This window comes from Pseudoclavibacter chungangensis, assembly GCF_013410545.1.
Taxonomy (GTDB): Bacteria; Actinomycetota; Actinomycetes; order Actinomycetales; family Microbacteriaceae; genus Pseudoclavibacter; species Pseudoclavibacter chungangensis.
Window position 1 is genome coordinate 3,767,307 of the sequence record NZ_JACCFV010000001.1, and the last position, 16,520, is coordinate 3,783,826.

General features: G+C 71.8%; 11 protein-coding genes. 6 read left to right on the forward strand and 5 right to left on the reverse strand.

Translation table 11 applies throughout. The features are described from left to right. Positions 1-145 precede the first annotated feature (145 nt). Complete coding sequence (locus tag HNR16_RS16805; RefSeq protein ID WP_158038987.1) at positions 146-4,114, forward strand: efflux RND transporter permease subunit; 3,969 nt, start codon at positions 146-148, stop codon at positions 4,112-4,114. 16 nt (positions 4,115-4,130) lie between these two features. On the opposite strand, the gene HNR16_RS16810 is transcribed toward HNR16_RS16805, so the two are convergent. Further along, positions 4,131-5,393, reverse strand: a complete 1,263-nt coding sequence (locus HNR16_RS16810) for a glycosyltransferase family 2 protein (RefSeq protein ID WP_179558322.1) — start codon at positions 5,391-5,393, stop codon at positions 4,131-4,133. A 241-nt stretch (positions 5,394-5,634) separates the two neighbouring features. Between HNR16_RS16810 and HNR16_RS16815 the strand changes: the two genes are divergently transcribed. From HNR16_RS16815 to HNR16_RS16835, 5 genes are all read left to right on the forward strand, one after another. Next, complete coding sequence (locus HNR16_RS16815) at positions 5,635-6,954, forward strand: nucleotide sugar dehydrogenase (protein WP_158038989.1); 1,320 nt, start codon at positions 5,635-5,637, stop codon at positions 6,952-6,954. A gap of 32 nt (positions 6,955-6,986) precedes the next feature. After that, positions 6,987-7,985: a GDP-mannose 4,6-dehydratase gene (locus HNR16_RS16820; RefSeq protein WP_158038990.1), complete on the forward strand. Its 999-nt coding sequence runs from the start codon at positions 6,987-6,989 to the stop codon at positions 7,983-7,985. After that, positions 7,982-9,640 (forward strand): polysaccharide deacetylase family protein, encoded by a 1,659-nt coding sequence (locus HNR16_RS16825; RefSeq protein WP_158038991.1) that lies wholly within the window; start codon positions 7,982-7,984, stop codon positions 9,638-9,640. The genes HNR16_RS16820 and HNR16_RS16825 overlap by 4 nt, the downstream gene beginning before the upstream one ends. A 181-nt stretch (positions 9,641-9,821) precedes the next feature. Beyond that, positions 9,822-10,469, forward strand: a complete 648-nt coding sequence (locus tag HNR16_RS16830) for a hypothetical protein (protein ID WP_158038992.1) — start codon at positions 9,822-9,824, stop codon at positions 10,467-10,469. A gap of 102 nt (positions 10,470-10,571) precedes the next feature. Further along, positions 10,572-12,119 carry a DEAD/DEAH box helicase gene (locus HNR16_RS16835; protein ID WP_158038993.1) on the forward strand — a complete coding sequence of 516 codons (1,548 nt, stop codon included), beginning with the start codon at positions 10,572-10,574 and terminating at the stop codon, positions 12,117-12,119. A gap of 126 nt (positions 12,120-12,245) precedes the next feature. On the opposite strand, the gene HNR16_RS16840 is transcribed toward HNR16_RS16835, so the two are convergent. The 4 genes from HNR16_RS16840 to HNR16_RS16855 form a co-directional block, all read right to left on the reverse strand. After that, entirely contained in the window at positions 12,246-12,896 is a 651-nt protein-coding gene (locus HNR16_RS16840; protein ID WP_158038994.1) for a metallophosphoesterase family protein, read from the reverse strand. Between the two features lie 155 nt (positions 12,897-13,051). After that, positions 13,052-13,963, reverse strand: a complete 912-nt coding sequence (locus HNR16_RS16845) for an energy-coupling factor transporter transmembrane component T (RefSeq protein WP_225737713.1) — start codon at positions 13,961-13,963, stop codon at positions 13,052-13,054. Then, complete coding sequence (locus tag HNR16_RS16850; protein WP_158038995.1) at positions 13,960-15,909, reverse strand: ABC transporter ATP-binding protein; 1,950 nt, start codon at positions 15,907-15,909, stop codon at positions 13,960-13,962. Before HNR16_RS16850 ends, HNR16_RS16845 begins: the two co-directional genes overlap by 4 nt. Further along, complete coding sequence (locus HNR16_RS16855; RefSeq protein ID WP_158038996.1) at positions 15,906-16,463, reverse strand: ECF transporter S component; 558 nt, start codon at positions 16,461-16,463, stop codon at positions 15,906-15,908. Before HNR16_RS16855 ends, HNR16_RS16850 begins: the two co-directional genes overlap by 4 nt. Between the last annotated feature and the right edge of the window lie 57 nt (positions 16,464-16,520).

The window sequence follows — 16,520 nt, forward strand, 5'->3', positions numbered from 1 at the left end:
GGACACCATAGGTTCCGGTCGCGCGCGAATCAAGCTATATCGCGTTTTCCGGGCTCGCTCCGAGGTCTCGCACGGTGCCCGTCCTCCGGCCTCGTCGCCCGTGTGGCTCGACCGTCGCGAGACGCCGTTATGCGAAACTGGGGCCATGCACAGGCTCGCCGAACTCAGCTTGCGGAACCGCGCCCTGATGGCCCTCGTGACCGTGACGATCGCCGTGTTCGGCACGCTCGCGATGAACTCGCTCAAGCAGGAGCTCATCCCGACGGTCTCGCTGCCTGTCGTCTCCGTCATCACGAGCTACCCGGGGGCGTCGCCCGAGATCGTCGACGAGGACGTCTCGCAGCCGATCGAGTCGGCGATGCAGGGCCTCGAGGGGCTCGAGTCCACGACCGCGACGTCGAACGCGAACCTGTCGCAGGTGTCGGTGCAGTTCACGTACGGGACCGACACGGTCTACGCCCAGCAGCGCATCCAGCAGGCCGTCAACCGCATCGAGTCGTCGCTGCCCGAGAGCGCGTCGACGACGATCCTGTCCGGATCCATCGACGACTTCCCCATCATCCAGGTCGCCGTCACGGGCGGTGACATCGAGCAGACGACACAGCTGCTGCGCGAGCAGACGCTCGGCGACCTGACCGACATCGACGGCGTCCGCGACGCGACACTCGAGGGTGCTCCGACGCCGCGCATCGCGATCACGCCGAACCCGACCCTCGCGGCGCAACTCGGCATCACGAGCGAGACGTTCCGTGACGCGCTCAGCGCCTCGGGCGTCCTCATCCCCGTCGGCGAGCTCGCGGAGGGCGACGAGACGCTCACGGTGCAGGCCGGCACCCAGCTCACGTCCGTCGAGGACATCGAAGCGCTCCCGCTCCAGGGCGTGGTCCGCGCCGGGGCGCCCGTCACGATCGGGGAGGTCGCCACGGTCGTCGAGGACGACGAACCCATCACCTCCATCTCGCGCGTGAACGGCGAGGACGCGCTCACGATCTCGATCACGAAGCGGCCCGACGCGAACACCGTCGCCGTCTCGCAGGCCGTGCGCGAGGCCCTGCCCGGCCTCCAGTCCCAACTCGGTGCGGGGGTGACGCTCACGACCGTGTTCGACCAGGCGCCGTTCATCGAGCAGTCCATCGAGACGCTCATCATCGAGGGCCTGCTCGGACTCGCGATGGCCGTGCTCGTGATCTTCGTCTTCCTGCTGTCGTTCCGGGCCACGATCGTCACGGTCATCTCCATCCCCACCTCGCTGCTCGTGACCTTCATCGGCCTGCAGGCCGCCGACTACAGCCTGAACATCCTCACGCTCGGTGCGCTCACGATCGCGATCGGGCGCGTCGTCGACGACTCGATCGTCGTCATCGAGAACATCAAGCGCCACATGGCGCTCCATCCCGCCGCGACGAGGCGACCCGCCGAGCGCGTCGCCGTCATCGCGCGTGCCGTGCGCGAGGTCGCCGGGGCCGTGACCTCGGCCACCATCGCGACCGTCGCCGTGTACCTTCCGATCGCGTTCGTGAGCGACATCTCGGGCGAGCTGTTCCGCCCGTTCGCGCTCACGAGCACGATCGCGTTGCTCGCCTCGCTCGTCGTCTCGCTCACGATCGTGCCCGTGCTCGCGTACTGGCTGCTCCGCGGGGGCAAGCTGCGTGCGCGACGTGACCCGTCGCCCGAGCTGCTGCCCGCGGGGCCGGGGCCCCGCGACGACGCGGACGCGGCGCCGGCCGGTGTGCCCGTTCCCGCGGGGGTCGTCGTGGGCCCGCACGATGCCGCCGGGCGCGAACCCGTCGCCACCGGCACGACGACCGCGGTCGCCACGGACCGGCGTGTGCGGCCCGCGGAGGAGCGTGCGAAGGCCGATCGCGCGGTGTTCGCGCCCCTCTCGCTGCGCGACGACGAGGACACGCTGCGCGCCGCGGCCGAGTCGGCGTCGGCGCGTGAACCGGAGGCGCAGCACACGGGCGCGCACGCCGCGCCGCCCGAGGAGGCGAGCACCGCCGCGAGCGAATCGCGCACCGAGACGTCGCCGACGCCGACGACCGACACGGGGACGCACCCGTGGGTCGGTGGCCCCGTGGTGGACGGCGAACCCATCGTGACGAGCGAGGGGGTGACGCCGCCGTCACGGCGGGAGCTCCGTCGCCGCCGTGAGGCGCGTGAGGCGTCGACGGGCGTCGTGTACGTGCAGACGGGCGCCGCCCTGCCGCGCCCCGAGGTCGCGGACGGGACGGTCGACGGCCGGACCGACGCCGCGCGGGCGAATGCAGCGGAGCCGGACGCCGCGGGGTCGAGCGCCGCGGAGTCGGGCACCGTGGAGTCGAGCGCCGCGGAGTCGGGCACCGTGGAGTCGGACGAGGAGCGCCGGGCCGCGCACGTGTCCGATGCGCCGGCGCCCGTGGCGTCGGCCGCGTCGGCGCCCGCCGCCGAGCCGCCCGTGCCGGGCGCCGCGCCCGCGGCCACGCTCGACGCGACCGCCGAGACCGACGACGTGGCTGAGCCCGCGCCCGAGGACGAGCCGCGCACCTGGGTGCAGCGCGGCTACGAACCCGTCCTGCGCTGGACCGTGCGTCACCCGATCGTGACCCTCGTCGCGGCGCTCCTCGTCCTCGTGCTCACCGGTGCGCTCGCGCCGCTCATGAAGACGAACTTCCTCGGCGCGTCGGGCCAGAACACGTTCACCGTGACGCAGACCCTCGACGCCGGCGCGAGCCTCGACGCACGCGACCGCGCCGCGGGTGCCGTCGAGGACGTGCTCATGGCGACACCCGGCGTCGACATCGTGCAGTTGACGATCTCCTCCGGCGGCCCGAGCGGGAGCGCCGGGCTCGCCGCCGCGTTCACGGGCGGCGGCTCGGGCGGCGCGACCGCCATGTTCTCGATCACGCTCACGAGCGACGCCGACCCCGCCGCCACGCAGGACGCCATCCGCAGCGAACTCGACGGCCGCGACGACGTCGGGGACATCTCCATCAGCGGCGACTCGAGCGGTCTCTCGGGCGACCTCACGGTCGACGTCCGGGCGCCCACGACCGAGACGCTGCGCGACGCGACCGCACTCGTGGCGGACGCGATGCGGTCGACCGCCGGGATCGTCGAGGTCACGAGCAGCGTCGAGCAGTCCCGGCCCTACGTGCAGCTCGAGATCGACCAGGAGGCCGCGGCACGCGCCGGCCTGTCGGAGGTCGCCATCGGCGGGATCGTCGCGCAGCGCATGCAGCCGATCGACGTGGGCGACATCGCGATCGACGGCAGCACGGTCACCGTGTTCGTCCTCGGCGAGGAGCCCCCGCAGAACCTCGACGAGCTGCGCGCGCTGCCCATCCCCACCGCGACGGGAATCCAGCCGCTGTCGAACTTCGCCACGGTGGAGATCACCGACGGTCCCGTCGCGATCACGTCACAGGGCGGCACGCCGACGGCCTCCGTCACGGTCGTGCCCTCCGACGACAACCTCTCGGCGACGAACGAGGCGATCGAGGCGCAACTGGCGGGCCTCGCGCTCCCGGCGGGCGCGAGCGCGGAGCTCGGCGGCCTCAGCGCCGACCAGGCCGACGCGTTCTCGCAACTCGGGCTCGCGCTGCTCGCGGCGATCCTCATCGTCTACATCGTCATGGTCGCGACGTTCAAGAGCCTGTTGCAGCCGCTCCTGCTGCTCGTCTCGGTGCCGTTCGCGGCGACGGGTGGCGTGCTGCTCCAGCTCGCGACCGGCGTGCCGCTCGGCGTCGCGTCGCTCATCGGCGTGCTCATGCTCATCGGTGTGGTCGTGACGAACGCGATCGTGCTCGTCGATCTCGTGAACCAGTTCCGTGCGCGTGGGTACAGCGTCGACGAGGCGCTCCTCCAGGGCGGTTCCCGACGCGTCCGGCCGATCCTCATGACCTCGCTCGCGACGATCCTCGCGCTCACGCCGATGGGACTCGGCGTGACGGGACACTCCGGCTTCATCTCGCAGCCCCTCGCGATCATCGTGATCGGTGGGCTCCTGTCCTCGACGGTCCTGACGCTGCTCGTGCTGCCGGCGCTCTACCGTGCCGTCGAGGGGCCGATCGAGCGCGCCCGGCAGCGGCGCGCGGCGAAGGCCGAGGCGCAGCTGCGGGCGGCGGGCATCGACTGACGCCGTCGCCGCCCGTTCAGCGGCGCGTGGGGCTCTGCCAGCGGCCGTCCGCCCGCCCGCGGAGGCTGAGCACCGCGGCCTGCAGGCACAGGACCGCGTCGAGCCACCGGACGGCGGGCAGCAGGAGCACCCAGCGCAGGAACTGCGGCCGGTGGTCGATCGAGAACGCGACGATCGTCACGAACAGGTCGGCCGCGAAATAGCCGAGCAGCAGGCCGAGCGCGGGCACCGTCGCGGCGAACGACTCGAGCGGTGAGGGGCCGTGCACGGCCTCGAAGCCGACGACGAGCGAGAGCAGGATGAGCGCCGGCATCGCGACGATGACGAGCGACGTGAACGTGAGTTCGACGATATAGAGGGAGAGGAAGGCCCGGAATCGCAGCGGCAGGCTCGCGTGTCGCTTGAGCGTCTGCCAGAAGCCGAGGCTCCAGCGGCGGACCTGCTTCGTGTACGCGGGGAGGGAGTCCGGATCCTGCGTGTAGGCACGTGCCGCCCGAGGATCGAACGCGATCGTGCCGAGTTCCTTCGCCTGCACCTCGAACGTCATGTTGAAGTCCTCGATGACGAGCCCGGGCGCGGCGATGTCGACCTGCGAGAGGATCCGCGTGCGGTACATCGACGCGAACCCAGGCACGATGTTGACGGCGTTCGCGAACCGTGACGCCTGCCCGAACTTCATGAGGAACTGCATCACGAGGTACATGCGCTCGCGGTGCGTGACGAGCAGCTCGCCGAGCCACGACGACGGGCCCGGATCCCACGCCGTGCGCGCGGTGCCCGCGACGGCCACGACCTCGTCGCGGGCGAAGAGCGGCAGCCCCGTGTCGAGGTAGTCGGGGGACAGGACGGTGTCGGCGTCGAGCAGCATGACGACCTCGAAGCGGCTCGCGAGATCGAAGTGATCGATCGCGTACGAGAGCGCCCCCGCCTTCCCGCGGTTCGGCGTCACCTCGAGCACGTTCGCGCCGACCGCCCGGGCGATCGCCGCCGTCGCGTCGGTCGATCCGTCGGACGCGACGAACACGTTGCCGCGCGGAACGTGCTCGTGGGCCGAGCGCACGGTCCGTGCGATCCCGAGCTCCTCGTTGTGGGCGGCGACGAGGACGGCGACGTCCTCGCGCGTCGGGATCCGCGCGCGACGGCGCTCGCCGAGGCCCGAGAGTCGCCGCGGGACGCCCGTCACCCAGCGGACCACGGAACTCGTGACCCACAGGACGGAGTTCGCCGACACGAGGAGGATCAGTCCCCACACGACGAACGGGAGGACGTCGAACTGCACATCCGCAGTGTACTGACGCCCCGTGCGGCCCGTGCCATCGCACGTGCTCGCCGCGGGCCGTCGCCCCCGCTCCGCACTGTCACCCATTCGGGGGACGATCCCCAGACGTACATCTCCGGATGTACAGCACGTTCACAAGACGAACTAGTATTGCGAGCGTCGCTCGATTGCCGTGGGGGAAACGACGGCCGGCGACGTTCGTTGCCGCAGCGCCCAGACGCTGCACACTCAGGGGGGACTCATGTCCAGTACGTACACACTCACACTCGATGATGCGCCGGTCGACGGACCGGCCTGGAAGTACGACATCGCGATCGTCGGCATGGGCTACGTCGGCCTCCCGACGGCACTGGCCTTCAGCGCGGCCGGCGTCCGCGTGCTCGGCATCGACGCGAAGGCCGAGCGGCTCGACGCGATCCGCGCGGGCGACGTCGACCTCGTGCCGAGCGACCGCGCACGCCTCTACGAGACGAACCTCATGACGCCCGAGGAGCGGTGGCGGCTCTCGTCCGACGCCTCCGAGGCGTCGCAGGCCCGTGCCGTCATCGTGTGCGTCCCCACACCGATCGACGAGCACGCCGTGCCCGACCTGCGCGCGCTCCGCGGCGCGTGCGACGCGCTCGTCGACAACGCCCGGCCCGGCCAGGTGCTCATCCTCACCTCCACGTCCTACCCCGGCTGCACGCGCGACTTCCTCGTCGCGCCCCTCGCCGAGCGCGGGCTACGGGCCGGCGTCGACGTGCACGTCGCGTTCAGCCCGGAGCGCATCAACCCCGCCGACGAGACCTTCACCCACGAGGCCGTGCCGCGCGTCGTGGGCGGCAGCTCGGCGCGCTGCGCCGAGGAGGCCGCCGAGGTGCTCCGACAGTACGTCTCGACGACGCACCTCGTCCCGACCCTCGAGGCCGCCGAGATGACGAAGCTGCTCGAGAACACCTTCCGCGCCGTCAACGTCGCGTTCATCAACGAGTTCGCGAACGTCTGCCGCTCGCTCGACATCTCGGTCAACGACGTCATCGACGCGGCCGCGACGAAGCCCTTCGGCTTCATGTCCTTCCGTCCCGGCCCGGGCGTCGGTGGCCACTGCATCCCGTGCGACCCGCACTACCTGCTCTGGCAGCTCCGGTCGGACCACCTGCAGGCGCCGCTCCTCGAACAGGCCATGAACGACCTCGCGGTCCGCCCCCGGCACGTCGCCGAGCGCGTCCGGACCCTGCTCGGCGAGCTCGGTGTCCCGCCGAAGCGTGCCCGCGTCACCGTCGTGGGTGTGTCGTACAAGCCCGACGTCGCCGACGTGCGCGAGTCGACCGCCGTCGAGATCATCGAACTGCTCAACAGGGAGGGCATCGGCGTCGCCTTCGTCGACCCCTACGTGTCGTCGTTGCGACTCGCCGACGGCACCGTGCTCGAGGCCGGCGACGCCGCGACCGACGGGCACGCCGACGTGGTCCTGCTCCACACGCGACACAGCGCGATGGACCTCGGCTGGCTCGCCGGACACCCCGGGGTCCTCGACGCGAGCTTCAGCCTCGGCGCCGACATCGCCCACCAGCAGATCTGACCGCACACCCCCGGATCCAACAGAAAGACACCATGCGCATCCTCATCACCGGTGGCGCCGGATTCATCGGCAGCCACCTCGTCGACCTGCTCGTCGAGCGCGGCGACGACGTCGTCGTGCTCGACGACCTCTCGACGGGCCGGCTCGACAACCTCGCCCGGCACACGTCGGGCGAGTCGGGCCCCGGCACGTTCCGCTTCGAGGAGGGCAACGTCCTCGACCGCGCGCTCGTCGACCGCCTCATCGGCGAGTCGGAGTACGTGCTCCACCTCGCGGCAGCCGTGGGCGTCCACACGATCCTGAACGAGCCGCTGCGGAGCCTCCGCACGAACATCCACGGTACCGAGAACGTGCTCGACGCGGCGGTCGCCCATCACGCGAAGATGCTGCTCGTCTCGACGAGCGAGATCTACGGCAAGAACACCTCGGACAAGCTCGACGAGGGGGCCGACCGCATCCTCGGCTCGCCGCTCACGGCCCGCTGGACGTACGCGGCCGCGAAGGGCATCGACGAGTCGTTCGCGCAGGCCTACGGCAAGGAGCTCGGCCTCGAGGTCGCCATCGCGCGCCCCTTCAACACGGTCGGCCCGCGGCAGACCGGTCGCTACGGCATGGTCGTGCCGAACCTCGTCCGCCAGGCGCTCGCGGGCGAGCCGCTCACCGTCTACGGTGACGGCTCGCAGACCCGCTGCTTCGGCTTCGTCGGCGAGGTCGCGCCCGCCATGGTCGCGCTCGTCGAGACGCCCGCGGCACAGGGCCGCGCGGTGAACCTCGGTGGCGCTCGCGAGGTGTCGATCCTCGAGCTCGCGCGGACCGTCATCGAGGTGACCGGCAGCACGAGCGACATCACGCTCGTGCCGTACAGCGAGGCGTACGGCGAGGGCTACGAGGACATGCAGCGTCGTGTCCCCGACAACACGCTCGCGGGTGAGATCGTCGGCTACGAGCCGAAGATCCCGCTCGAGGAGATCATCGAGACCGTCGCCGAGGACCAGCGCAACCGCTCCACCATCGCCGAGACCGTGGCATGAGCGTCGCGTCCTTGTCCACGCGGGACGCGCGCACCCGACTGATCTCCGCCGGCATCGCCGTGCTCGCGCTCGTCGCGGGCGGCGTTTCCGCCACGGCGACGGCACCGGCCGCCCAGGCCACCCCACCCGCCTCCACGATCGTCTCGCTCACGTTCGACGACGGCAACGTCGACCAGCTCACGGGCGCGAGGATCTTCGACGAGCGCGGGCTCGACGCGACCTACTACGTCAACTCGGGCACGATCGGCACCGACGGCTACATGTCGAAGGCCGACCTCGACGGGCTCGTCGCCGAGGGCAACGAGATCGGCTCGCACACCGTCAACCACGTCGACCTCAGCACCGTGAGCCAGGCCGAGGCCGTCCGCCAGGCCTGCCTCGACCGCAAGAACCTCACCGACCTCGGCTTCGACGTCACGAGCTTCGCGTACCCGTTCGCGGGCTACTCCGCCGAGGCGGCCGCCGCGGTGCAGGAGTGCGGGCTCTCGAGCGCCCGCATGCTCGGTGACGTGAAGTCGAAGAACGGCTGCGATGGTTGCGTGCTCGCCGAGACCGTCCCCGCCGCCGACCCGTACGCGCTCCGCGCACCGGCACAGGTCGAGAGCGACTGGACGCTCGACGACCTCAAGACGCTCGTCACCCAGGCACAGCAGGGTGGCGGCTGGATGCCGATCACGTTCCACCGCGTGTGCGAGAAGGCGGGCTGCTCGTCGATCGGCATCACATCCGAGTTGCTCACGCAGTTCGCCGACTACCTCGCGGCCGAGGTCTCGGCCGGGCGCATCTCCGTGCAGACGGTCGGGCAGGTCGTGGGCGGCACGCCCGCGCCCGTTCGACAGAACGACTGGGACCAGGGCTCCCATGCGGGCCCCGGCAACCGCATCGACAACGCGGGCTTCGAGGACTGGACGGGCGAACAGCCCGCGTGCTGGGAAGTCGACTCGTGGGGATCGAGCACCATCGCGGCCGGCAAGAGCGATCAGGCCCTCGCGGGTGCCGCGTCGGCGAGGATCACGATGAGCGACTACGTCGACGGTTCTGCGGGCTACATGCAGCGCCACGATCTCGGCGAGTGCGCGCCCGCGGCCGAGGAGGGTGCGACGTACGACGTCGCGGCGAGCTACACCTCCGACGTCGTGTCGCAGTTCGTCGTCCACCTTCGTACGGCGACCGGCACGTGGGAGTACTGGGACTCCAGCCCCTGGTTCGACCCGAGCGACGCGGTCGCCCGAGCGGAGTGGACCACGCAGGCCGTCCCGAGCGGCTACACGGGCATCGCCGTGGGACTCAGCATCTTCTCGAACGGGACGCTGACCGTCGACGACCTGTCGCTCGCCACGACCGGCGAGACCACGACGCCCGAGCCCACGGCGACGCCGGAGCCGACGGCGACGCCGGAGCCCACCGCGACGCCGGAGCCGACGGCCACGCCGACGCCGACCGCGACGCCGGAGCCGACGGCCACGCCGACGCCGACCGCGACGCCGGAGCCGACGGCCACGCCGACGCCGACCGCGACGCCGGAGCCGACGGCCACGCCGACGCCGACCGCGACGACGCCGCCGGACCCGGGCACGCCGCCCAAGACGTGCTCCCCGAAGACGATCATCGGGAAGCTCCTCTGGTGGCTCCTCCGGATCTGCCTCCGTGGCTGATCGATCAGTCCGCGGTGAACGGATCGCCGTTCGTGGGGCCCGCGTCGCCGAGCAACTCGGCGACGCGGGCCCTCCGCGTCGAGCGTCGCGTGTCGGCCGCCCCGCCGGGCCGGTGGCACTCGTCGCCGTGGCGGTCTGCGCGGTGCTGTTGACCGGTTGTCAACCGACCGGAGGGGACGACGTGGGCGAGTACCCGTGGCACACCGACATCATCGCGACGACGTTCTGGGTCGGTGAGGTGTTCGATCCCGACGCTCCCGACGGCAGCCAGATGTTCTCCACCTACGACGAGAACTGGTACGAGAACTACGGTGGCTGCGACGGGGTCGTCGTCGACGGGACGTGCGAGACCGAGAAGCGATCGGCCGAGGACGACTACTTCCCCACCTCGATGACGCCGAAGGAGAATCCCTTCTACCTCGACGTGCCGTTCGACGACGTCAACGACCCCGCGGCGGCCGCGATGCGCGCCGACGTCGTGCCGTGGGCCTCCGAGGAGCCGTACGCCTCGATGCTCGACGATCCGAGCACGAGCATCATGAAGAACCGCTGGGTCGAGATGCGGAAGGGCGACGCGACCTGCTACGGCCAGATCCAGGACGCCGGCCCCGGCGAGTACGACGACGCCGAGTACGTGTTCGGTGAGGACGACGCGCGCCCCAAGAACACGCGCTACGGCGGTGCGGGCGCCGACATCTCGCCCGCGCTCAACTCGTGCCTCGGGTTCGAGGACCCGAACGGCTCGACCGAGTCGCTCGACTGGCGATTCGTCGACGAGGCCGACGTGCCGCCCGGCCCGTGGACGAGGATCGTCACGACCTCGCTGTGAGCGGTGCTCGGGCGCCGGGAATCCACGCGGCGCCCGGCCCCGTGAACACGTGTGCCGTAAGGTCTCTTGTGGCCGAGTCGGACGCGAGTGGTGAGGAGTCCCATGCCGAAGCGCAAGGGATCGGGCGGATTCAAGGCGCCGAAGCATTACGTCCCCCGCGACCGCTCCGGGGCACCGCAGCGCGCCGCGCGCGACGGTGGGGCACGGCGCGACGAGGAGCCGCGCGGCGACCGCGCCCGCCGCTCCGCCGCGCGCGACGCCCGCGGCCGACGCACCGGCCAGCGGAGCGACGAGCCGCGTCGGGAGTCCGTCCGTCGCGACACGCGCTCCCCCCGCGACGCCGGTCGCGGCCGCGACGACGAGCGTCGCTCCGGTGACCGGCACGCGAACGATCGCGCTCCGCAGGCGAGCCCGTTCCGGGAGGACGTCGTGCTCGCGAGGCTCGAGTCGACGCCCCTGACGCCCGAGCAGACGGCGGGGGTCACGTTCCCCGACCTCGGTGTCGGTCCGAATCTCGTCGACACGCTCGCCGACCTCGGCGCGGAGACGCCGTTCCCGATCCAGGTCGCCGCGATCCCCGACGCGATCGCGGGTCGCGACGTGCTCGGCCGGGGCCGTACCGGATCCGGCAAGACCATCGCGTTCGCCGTCGCCGTCGTCGAACGCCTCATGACCGTTCGGGCGCCGGGCGCCGAGGGCCGAAAGCGGGCGATCGGCCGCGCACCGCGCGCGCTCATCGTCGCGCCGACCCGCGAGCTCGCGCTCCAGATCGACCGCACGGTGCAGCCCCTCGCGCGCAGCGTCGGGCTCTTCACGACGCAGGTGTACGGCGGCGTCCCGCAGTCGCGGCAGGTGACCGGGCTCAAGCGTGGCGTCGACATCGTGATCGGCACGCCCGGCCGCATCGAGGATCTCGAGCGGCAGGGGCATCTCGACCTCTCGCAGGTCGTCGTGACGGTGCTCGACGAGGCCGATCAGATGACCGATCTCGGGTTCCTCGAGCCGATCCAGCGGATCCTGCGCAAGGTGAAGCCGGGCGGTCAGCGCATGCTGTTCTCGGCGACGCTCGACTCCGCGGTGCTGCGTATCGTCGACGAGTTCCTCGTCGACCCGGCCGTCCACGAGATCGCCGACGACGACGCGGCGCACAGCGGTATCGAACACCGTGTGCTCGTCGTCGACCGCGGCGATCGCGATGCGGTGCTGCAGCAGCTCGCGGGCTCCGGCGGGCGCGTGCTCGTGTTCACGCGGACGCGGCTCGGGGCCGAGAAGGTCGTCGGCGAGCTCGCCGACGGCGGCGTGAAGGCGGTCGCGCTGCACGGCGATCTCAGCCAGATCCGTCGCTCGCGCAACCTCGCGGATCTCGCGCAGGGCAAGGTCGACGTGCTCGTCGCGACCGATGTCGCGGCGCGCGGCATCCACGTCGACGACGTCCGGCTCGTGGTGCAGGCCGACATGCCCGACGAGTACAAGACGTATCTCCACCGCTCGGGCCGCACGGGGCGCGCGGGCCACCGCGGCACGGTCGTCACACTCATCCCGCCGTCGCGCCGCAAGCGCATGTCGGAGCTCCTCGAGCGCGCGGAGATCGACGCTCCCATGCTGCCGGCCCGCCCCGGCGGCCGAGAACTCGACGAGTTCATGTCCTGACCCCCTCCCGCCGCCCTCGCAATTCCGGGCGGAATCTGGGGTTCCGGGTGCCCCGGAACCCCAGATTCCGCCCGGAACTCGGGCCGACACGAGCCGGAGCACGGGTGGGGCGCGCGGGTGCGGCGGTCAGGGGGCGAGGGTCGCGAGCCAGGTGTCGATGACCGCAATCGGTACCGGGGTGAAGTTCGACGCGTCGACGCCGACGTGGAACATCTGCCCCCTCGGCCCGTGGTCCCGGTCGTGCGTGTGACCGTGCAGGAGGGGGAGTCCGTCGTCGTCCGGACGGGCGTCGACGTGACGGTCGAACTCCTGCGAGTCACCCCGATAGGGGTAGTGGCTCGCGAGCATTCGTCTGCCGTTCCGCGTGCCCGTGAGCGTCTCGGGCAGCACCTCCCAGCCGGTCGCGGCGAGCAGCTCGCGGGTGTGCTGACGGTTCGCCGTCGAGGTGCGGTAGACGGAGGAGATCGTGTCGTGGTTGCCCGGCACGAGGAGCTTGCGCCCGTTGAGTGCGGCCGTGAGCCCGATCGAAGCCTCTCGTCTGCCGAGCGCGAGGTCGCCGAGGTGCAGCACGGTGTCGCTGGGGCCGACCACGCGGTTCCAGGCGGCGATGAGGGCCCCGTTCATCTCGTCCAGCGACGCGAACGGGCGCTCCGCGAGCTCGATGATGCGCGCGTGCCCGAAGTGATGATCCGAGGTGACGAAGTCGATCCCGTCGAAGTCGATCTCGCCGGTCGTACCCGCACGAGCGTCCGCGCTCGCGCCCTCGCCGTCTCCCATGCGACTCCCCTCGCCGACAACCGGCGAGTCACGCTACCATCGCCAATTCGCTCCGGCAGCGTTCCGGGCGGAATCTGGGGTTCCGGGTGCCCCGGAACCCCGAAAACCGCCCGGAACTCGGCTTCGGGACTGCGTGTGGCCGGCCGGGGCAGGGGTCAGCCGGCGAGGGCGGCCGTGGTGATCGCGGCCGTCGCCAGTGCGCTCGCGATGACGAAGACCGTGTCGCGGGTGCGCCAGGGGACGGGGTGGCGCTCGGTGCGGGCATCGGCGAAACCGAACGCACGCGCGTCCATCGACAGGGCCACGCGCTCCGCGTGGCGGATCGAACCAGCGATGAGCGGGACGACGCTCGCGAGCCAGCGCCGCACGGCACCGACGGGCCCTCGCCCGAACGAGACGCCGCGCGCGCGGTGTGCTCGCCGTATCGTCGCGAGCTCGGCCCGGAAGCGCGGCACGAACCGGAACGAGGCGAGCGCCGCGTAGCCGATCCGGTACGGCACGCGCAGCTGCGCGATGAGCGAGCGGACGAAGTCGCCGCTCTCGGTCGTCGCACCGCCGAGGTAGGCGAGCACCGCGATCGCGACGAGGCGCAGGGCCGTCGCGAGTCCCTGCCACCAGCCGTCGACGTAGAGCACGATCGGGCCGAGGCGGGCGATCTCGGCCGACCCGGCGGTGACGTGCGATGCGGCCCACACGCCGAGTGTCACCGACAGGATCGCGGCGACGACGGCGGGCACGACGAGGATGCCGATCACGTGCCGCACGCCGCGCGGACCCCCGACGAGCAGGAGCACCTGTGCGAGCACGATCCACGTGATCGGCGCCGAGAGGCTGGTCGTGAAGAAGAGTGCGACGATCGCGATGAGCGTGCCGAGGAGCTTCGCGAGCGGGTTGAGCCGGAACAGGAACGGAGCGCGAATCTCCTCGGCGGTCGCGAGGTCGGGCCGAGCGCGTGTGGAGGCGTCGTCGGTGGCCGTGCGGTCGGGCCTGGAACGCGTGCGTGTGTCGTCGTCGGCGGTCGCGTGGTCGGGTCGGGAACGCGTGGGCGCGCCGTCGTCGGCGCTCACGCGTTCGCCCCGAGGCCCGCGAGGCCCGTCGCGTCGCGGAGCGGATGCGTCGCGGGAAGCGCGCGGAGGGCAGCGGCGAGCGGCGGGAGGCCGAGCCCTGCGCGCTCGAGCGCGTCACCCGCGAACACCTCGTCGGCCGAGGCGTGGGCGACGACGGTCCCGCGGTCGAGCACGAGCACATCGCTCGCATGATCGGCCGCGAGTTGCAGGTCGTGGGTAGCGAGCACGATCGTCGTGCCCGCGTCGGCGAGTTCGTGGAGGAGGGCGAGGAGCTCGTCGGCACGAGCGCGATCCTGCCCGAACGTCGGCTCGTCGAGCACGAGCAGCCCGGCACCGCCGACGAGCGCGGTCCCGACCGACAGCCGCCGCTTCTGGCCGCCCGACAGGAGGAACGGGTGCTGCTCGGCATGCGCGCCGAGCCCGAAGCGCTCGAGGACGCCGTCGACATCGGCCGCGACGGCGTCGATACCGCGCGTGCGCGCCTCGAGTTCGAGCTCCTCGCGCACGGTCGGCGTGAGGAACTGGTGCTCCGGATTCTGGAACACGAACCCCACGCGGCGACGCAGCGCCGACGAGGACAGCCGCGCGACGTCCGTGCCGTCGAGTCGCACGGTGCCGCGCGGCGGCGGTTCGATGCCCGAGATCGCCTCGAGCAGCGTCGACTTGCCCGCGCCGTTCGGACCGACGACCGCCGTGATCCCGCCCCGGGCGAGATCGAGTGCGGGGACGTCGAGCACCGTGCGGCGGCCGCGGCGGATGCGGAGCCCTCGAACCTCGACGAGGGGTGACTCGGCCGGGTCGCCGACAGCACGTGAGCGGGGTGACGTCGAGGCGGCACTCGGTGCGTCGCGGGGTGTCGCGGCGGCAGCGTCAGACGTGGTGGCGCGAGCGGCCTCGTGCATCGTGAGCCCGACTCCGGCTCCGACTCCTGCACCGCTGGCCGGCACCGAGTCGGATTCGGATTCGAGCACGTCGGCCCGCGCAGGCACGGTCGTGTCGGTGTCGGTGTCGGTGTCGGTGTCGGTCCCGGCTCCAGTGCCAGTGCCAGTGCCAGTGCCAGTGCCAGTGCCCGTGCCGGTGCCCGGCCCGTCGAGCGACGCGAGCGCGTCGGCCAATTCGCGGCACGACAGCGGTGCGCCGGGGACGTCCCACCCGAGGGCGCGCAGTCGGCGGGCGGCGCGGGTCGCGACGGGCAGCCAGACGCCGAGCGCGTCGAGCTCGTCCGCCCGCGCGTCGAGCACGTCACGGGGCGGACCGTCGGCGACGACCCGGCCGTCCGCGTCGAGTGCGACGAGCCGCGTCGCGATGCCGAGCGCCTCGTCGAGGTCGTGTTCGACGAGCACGAGCGAGTGCTCGCCCGTCCGGACGAGCGCACCGAGCACCTCGTAGACGCGGCGCGTGGAGGCGGGATCGAGATTCGCGGTCGGCTCGTCGAGGACGAGCAGCGGTGAGCCGAGCGCGAGCGCGGCGGCGAGCACGAGGCGTTGGCGCTCCCCACCGGACAGATGTTCGGGGCGTTCGGCCGTCCGGTCGGCGAGGCCGACCCGCTCGAGCGCCGCGGTTGCGCGGGCGAGCACCTCGTCGACCGGGAGGCCGAGGTTCTCGGGCCCGAACGCGACCTCGTCGAGGCACGTCGAGGTGACGATCTGCGAGTCCGCGTCCTGGAACATCATCGCGACGCGTGTCGCGGCCTGCGCGACGGTGAGCTCTGCGACGTCCTCGTCACCGAGCCGGACCGTGCCGTCGAGTCGCGCGTCGATCGCCTGCGGCACGAGTCCGTTCATCGCGAGCGTGAGTGTCGATTTCCCGCAGCCCGATGGGCCGAGCAAGAGGACGACCTCGCCCGGGCCGATCGACAGCGAGACGTCCGCGGGCGTCGGTGCGCTCGCGTCGCGGTGGCGGATCGAGACCCGGTCGAGGGTGAGGAGCGGCGGTTCGACCGTCACGCCTTCCGGTCCTCGGTGCGGCGCAGGTCGCGCCCGACACCGGCCCGTGCGAGCGAGCGGGAGAGCCACACGGCGAGCATCGTGAACAGGGGCGGCGAGACGGCCGTCGCGCCGATGATGACGATCTGACCGAGCAGGCTCGTCTGTTCCCCGTCGAGCAGGCGGATCGACGCGCCGCACATGATGAGGCCCGAGACGATCGAGCCGACGAGGAAGATCCACGTCCGCCAGTGCCGGTAGCGGCCGATGAGGAAGGGGATCTCCTGCAGCGCACCGATCGCGAGCGAGATGAGGAAGGCGCCGAAGAAGAGGGGCTGGAAGGGGCTCGCCGCGAGGCCCGCGAACGCGGTCGTGAGCAGCCCGACGCCACCGCGCTGGATGAGCGCCTGCGCGAGCGCGCCCGGCACGAAGTACAGCCCGATCGTGAGCCCGTAGAGGAACGGGACGAGGTTCGCGACCGTGCCGCCGACCCAGGCGTTGACGGTGAACAGCACGGCACCCGCGACCCCGATCGCGGCACAGGTCATGAGCAGTCGGGTCGAGTAGTGCTTCACAGGGGCTCCGGTCGCGGAGGCGGACGCGGAGCCGCCTCACGGCATCCATCTTAGGCT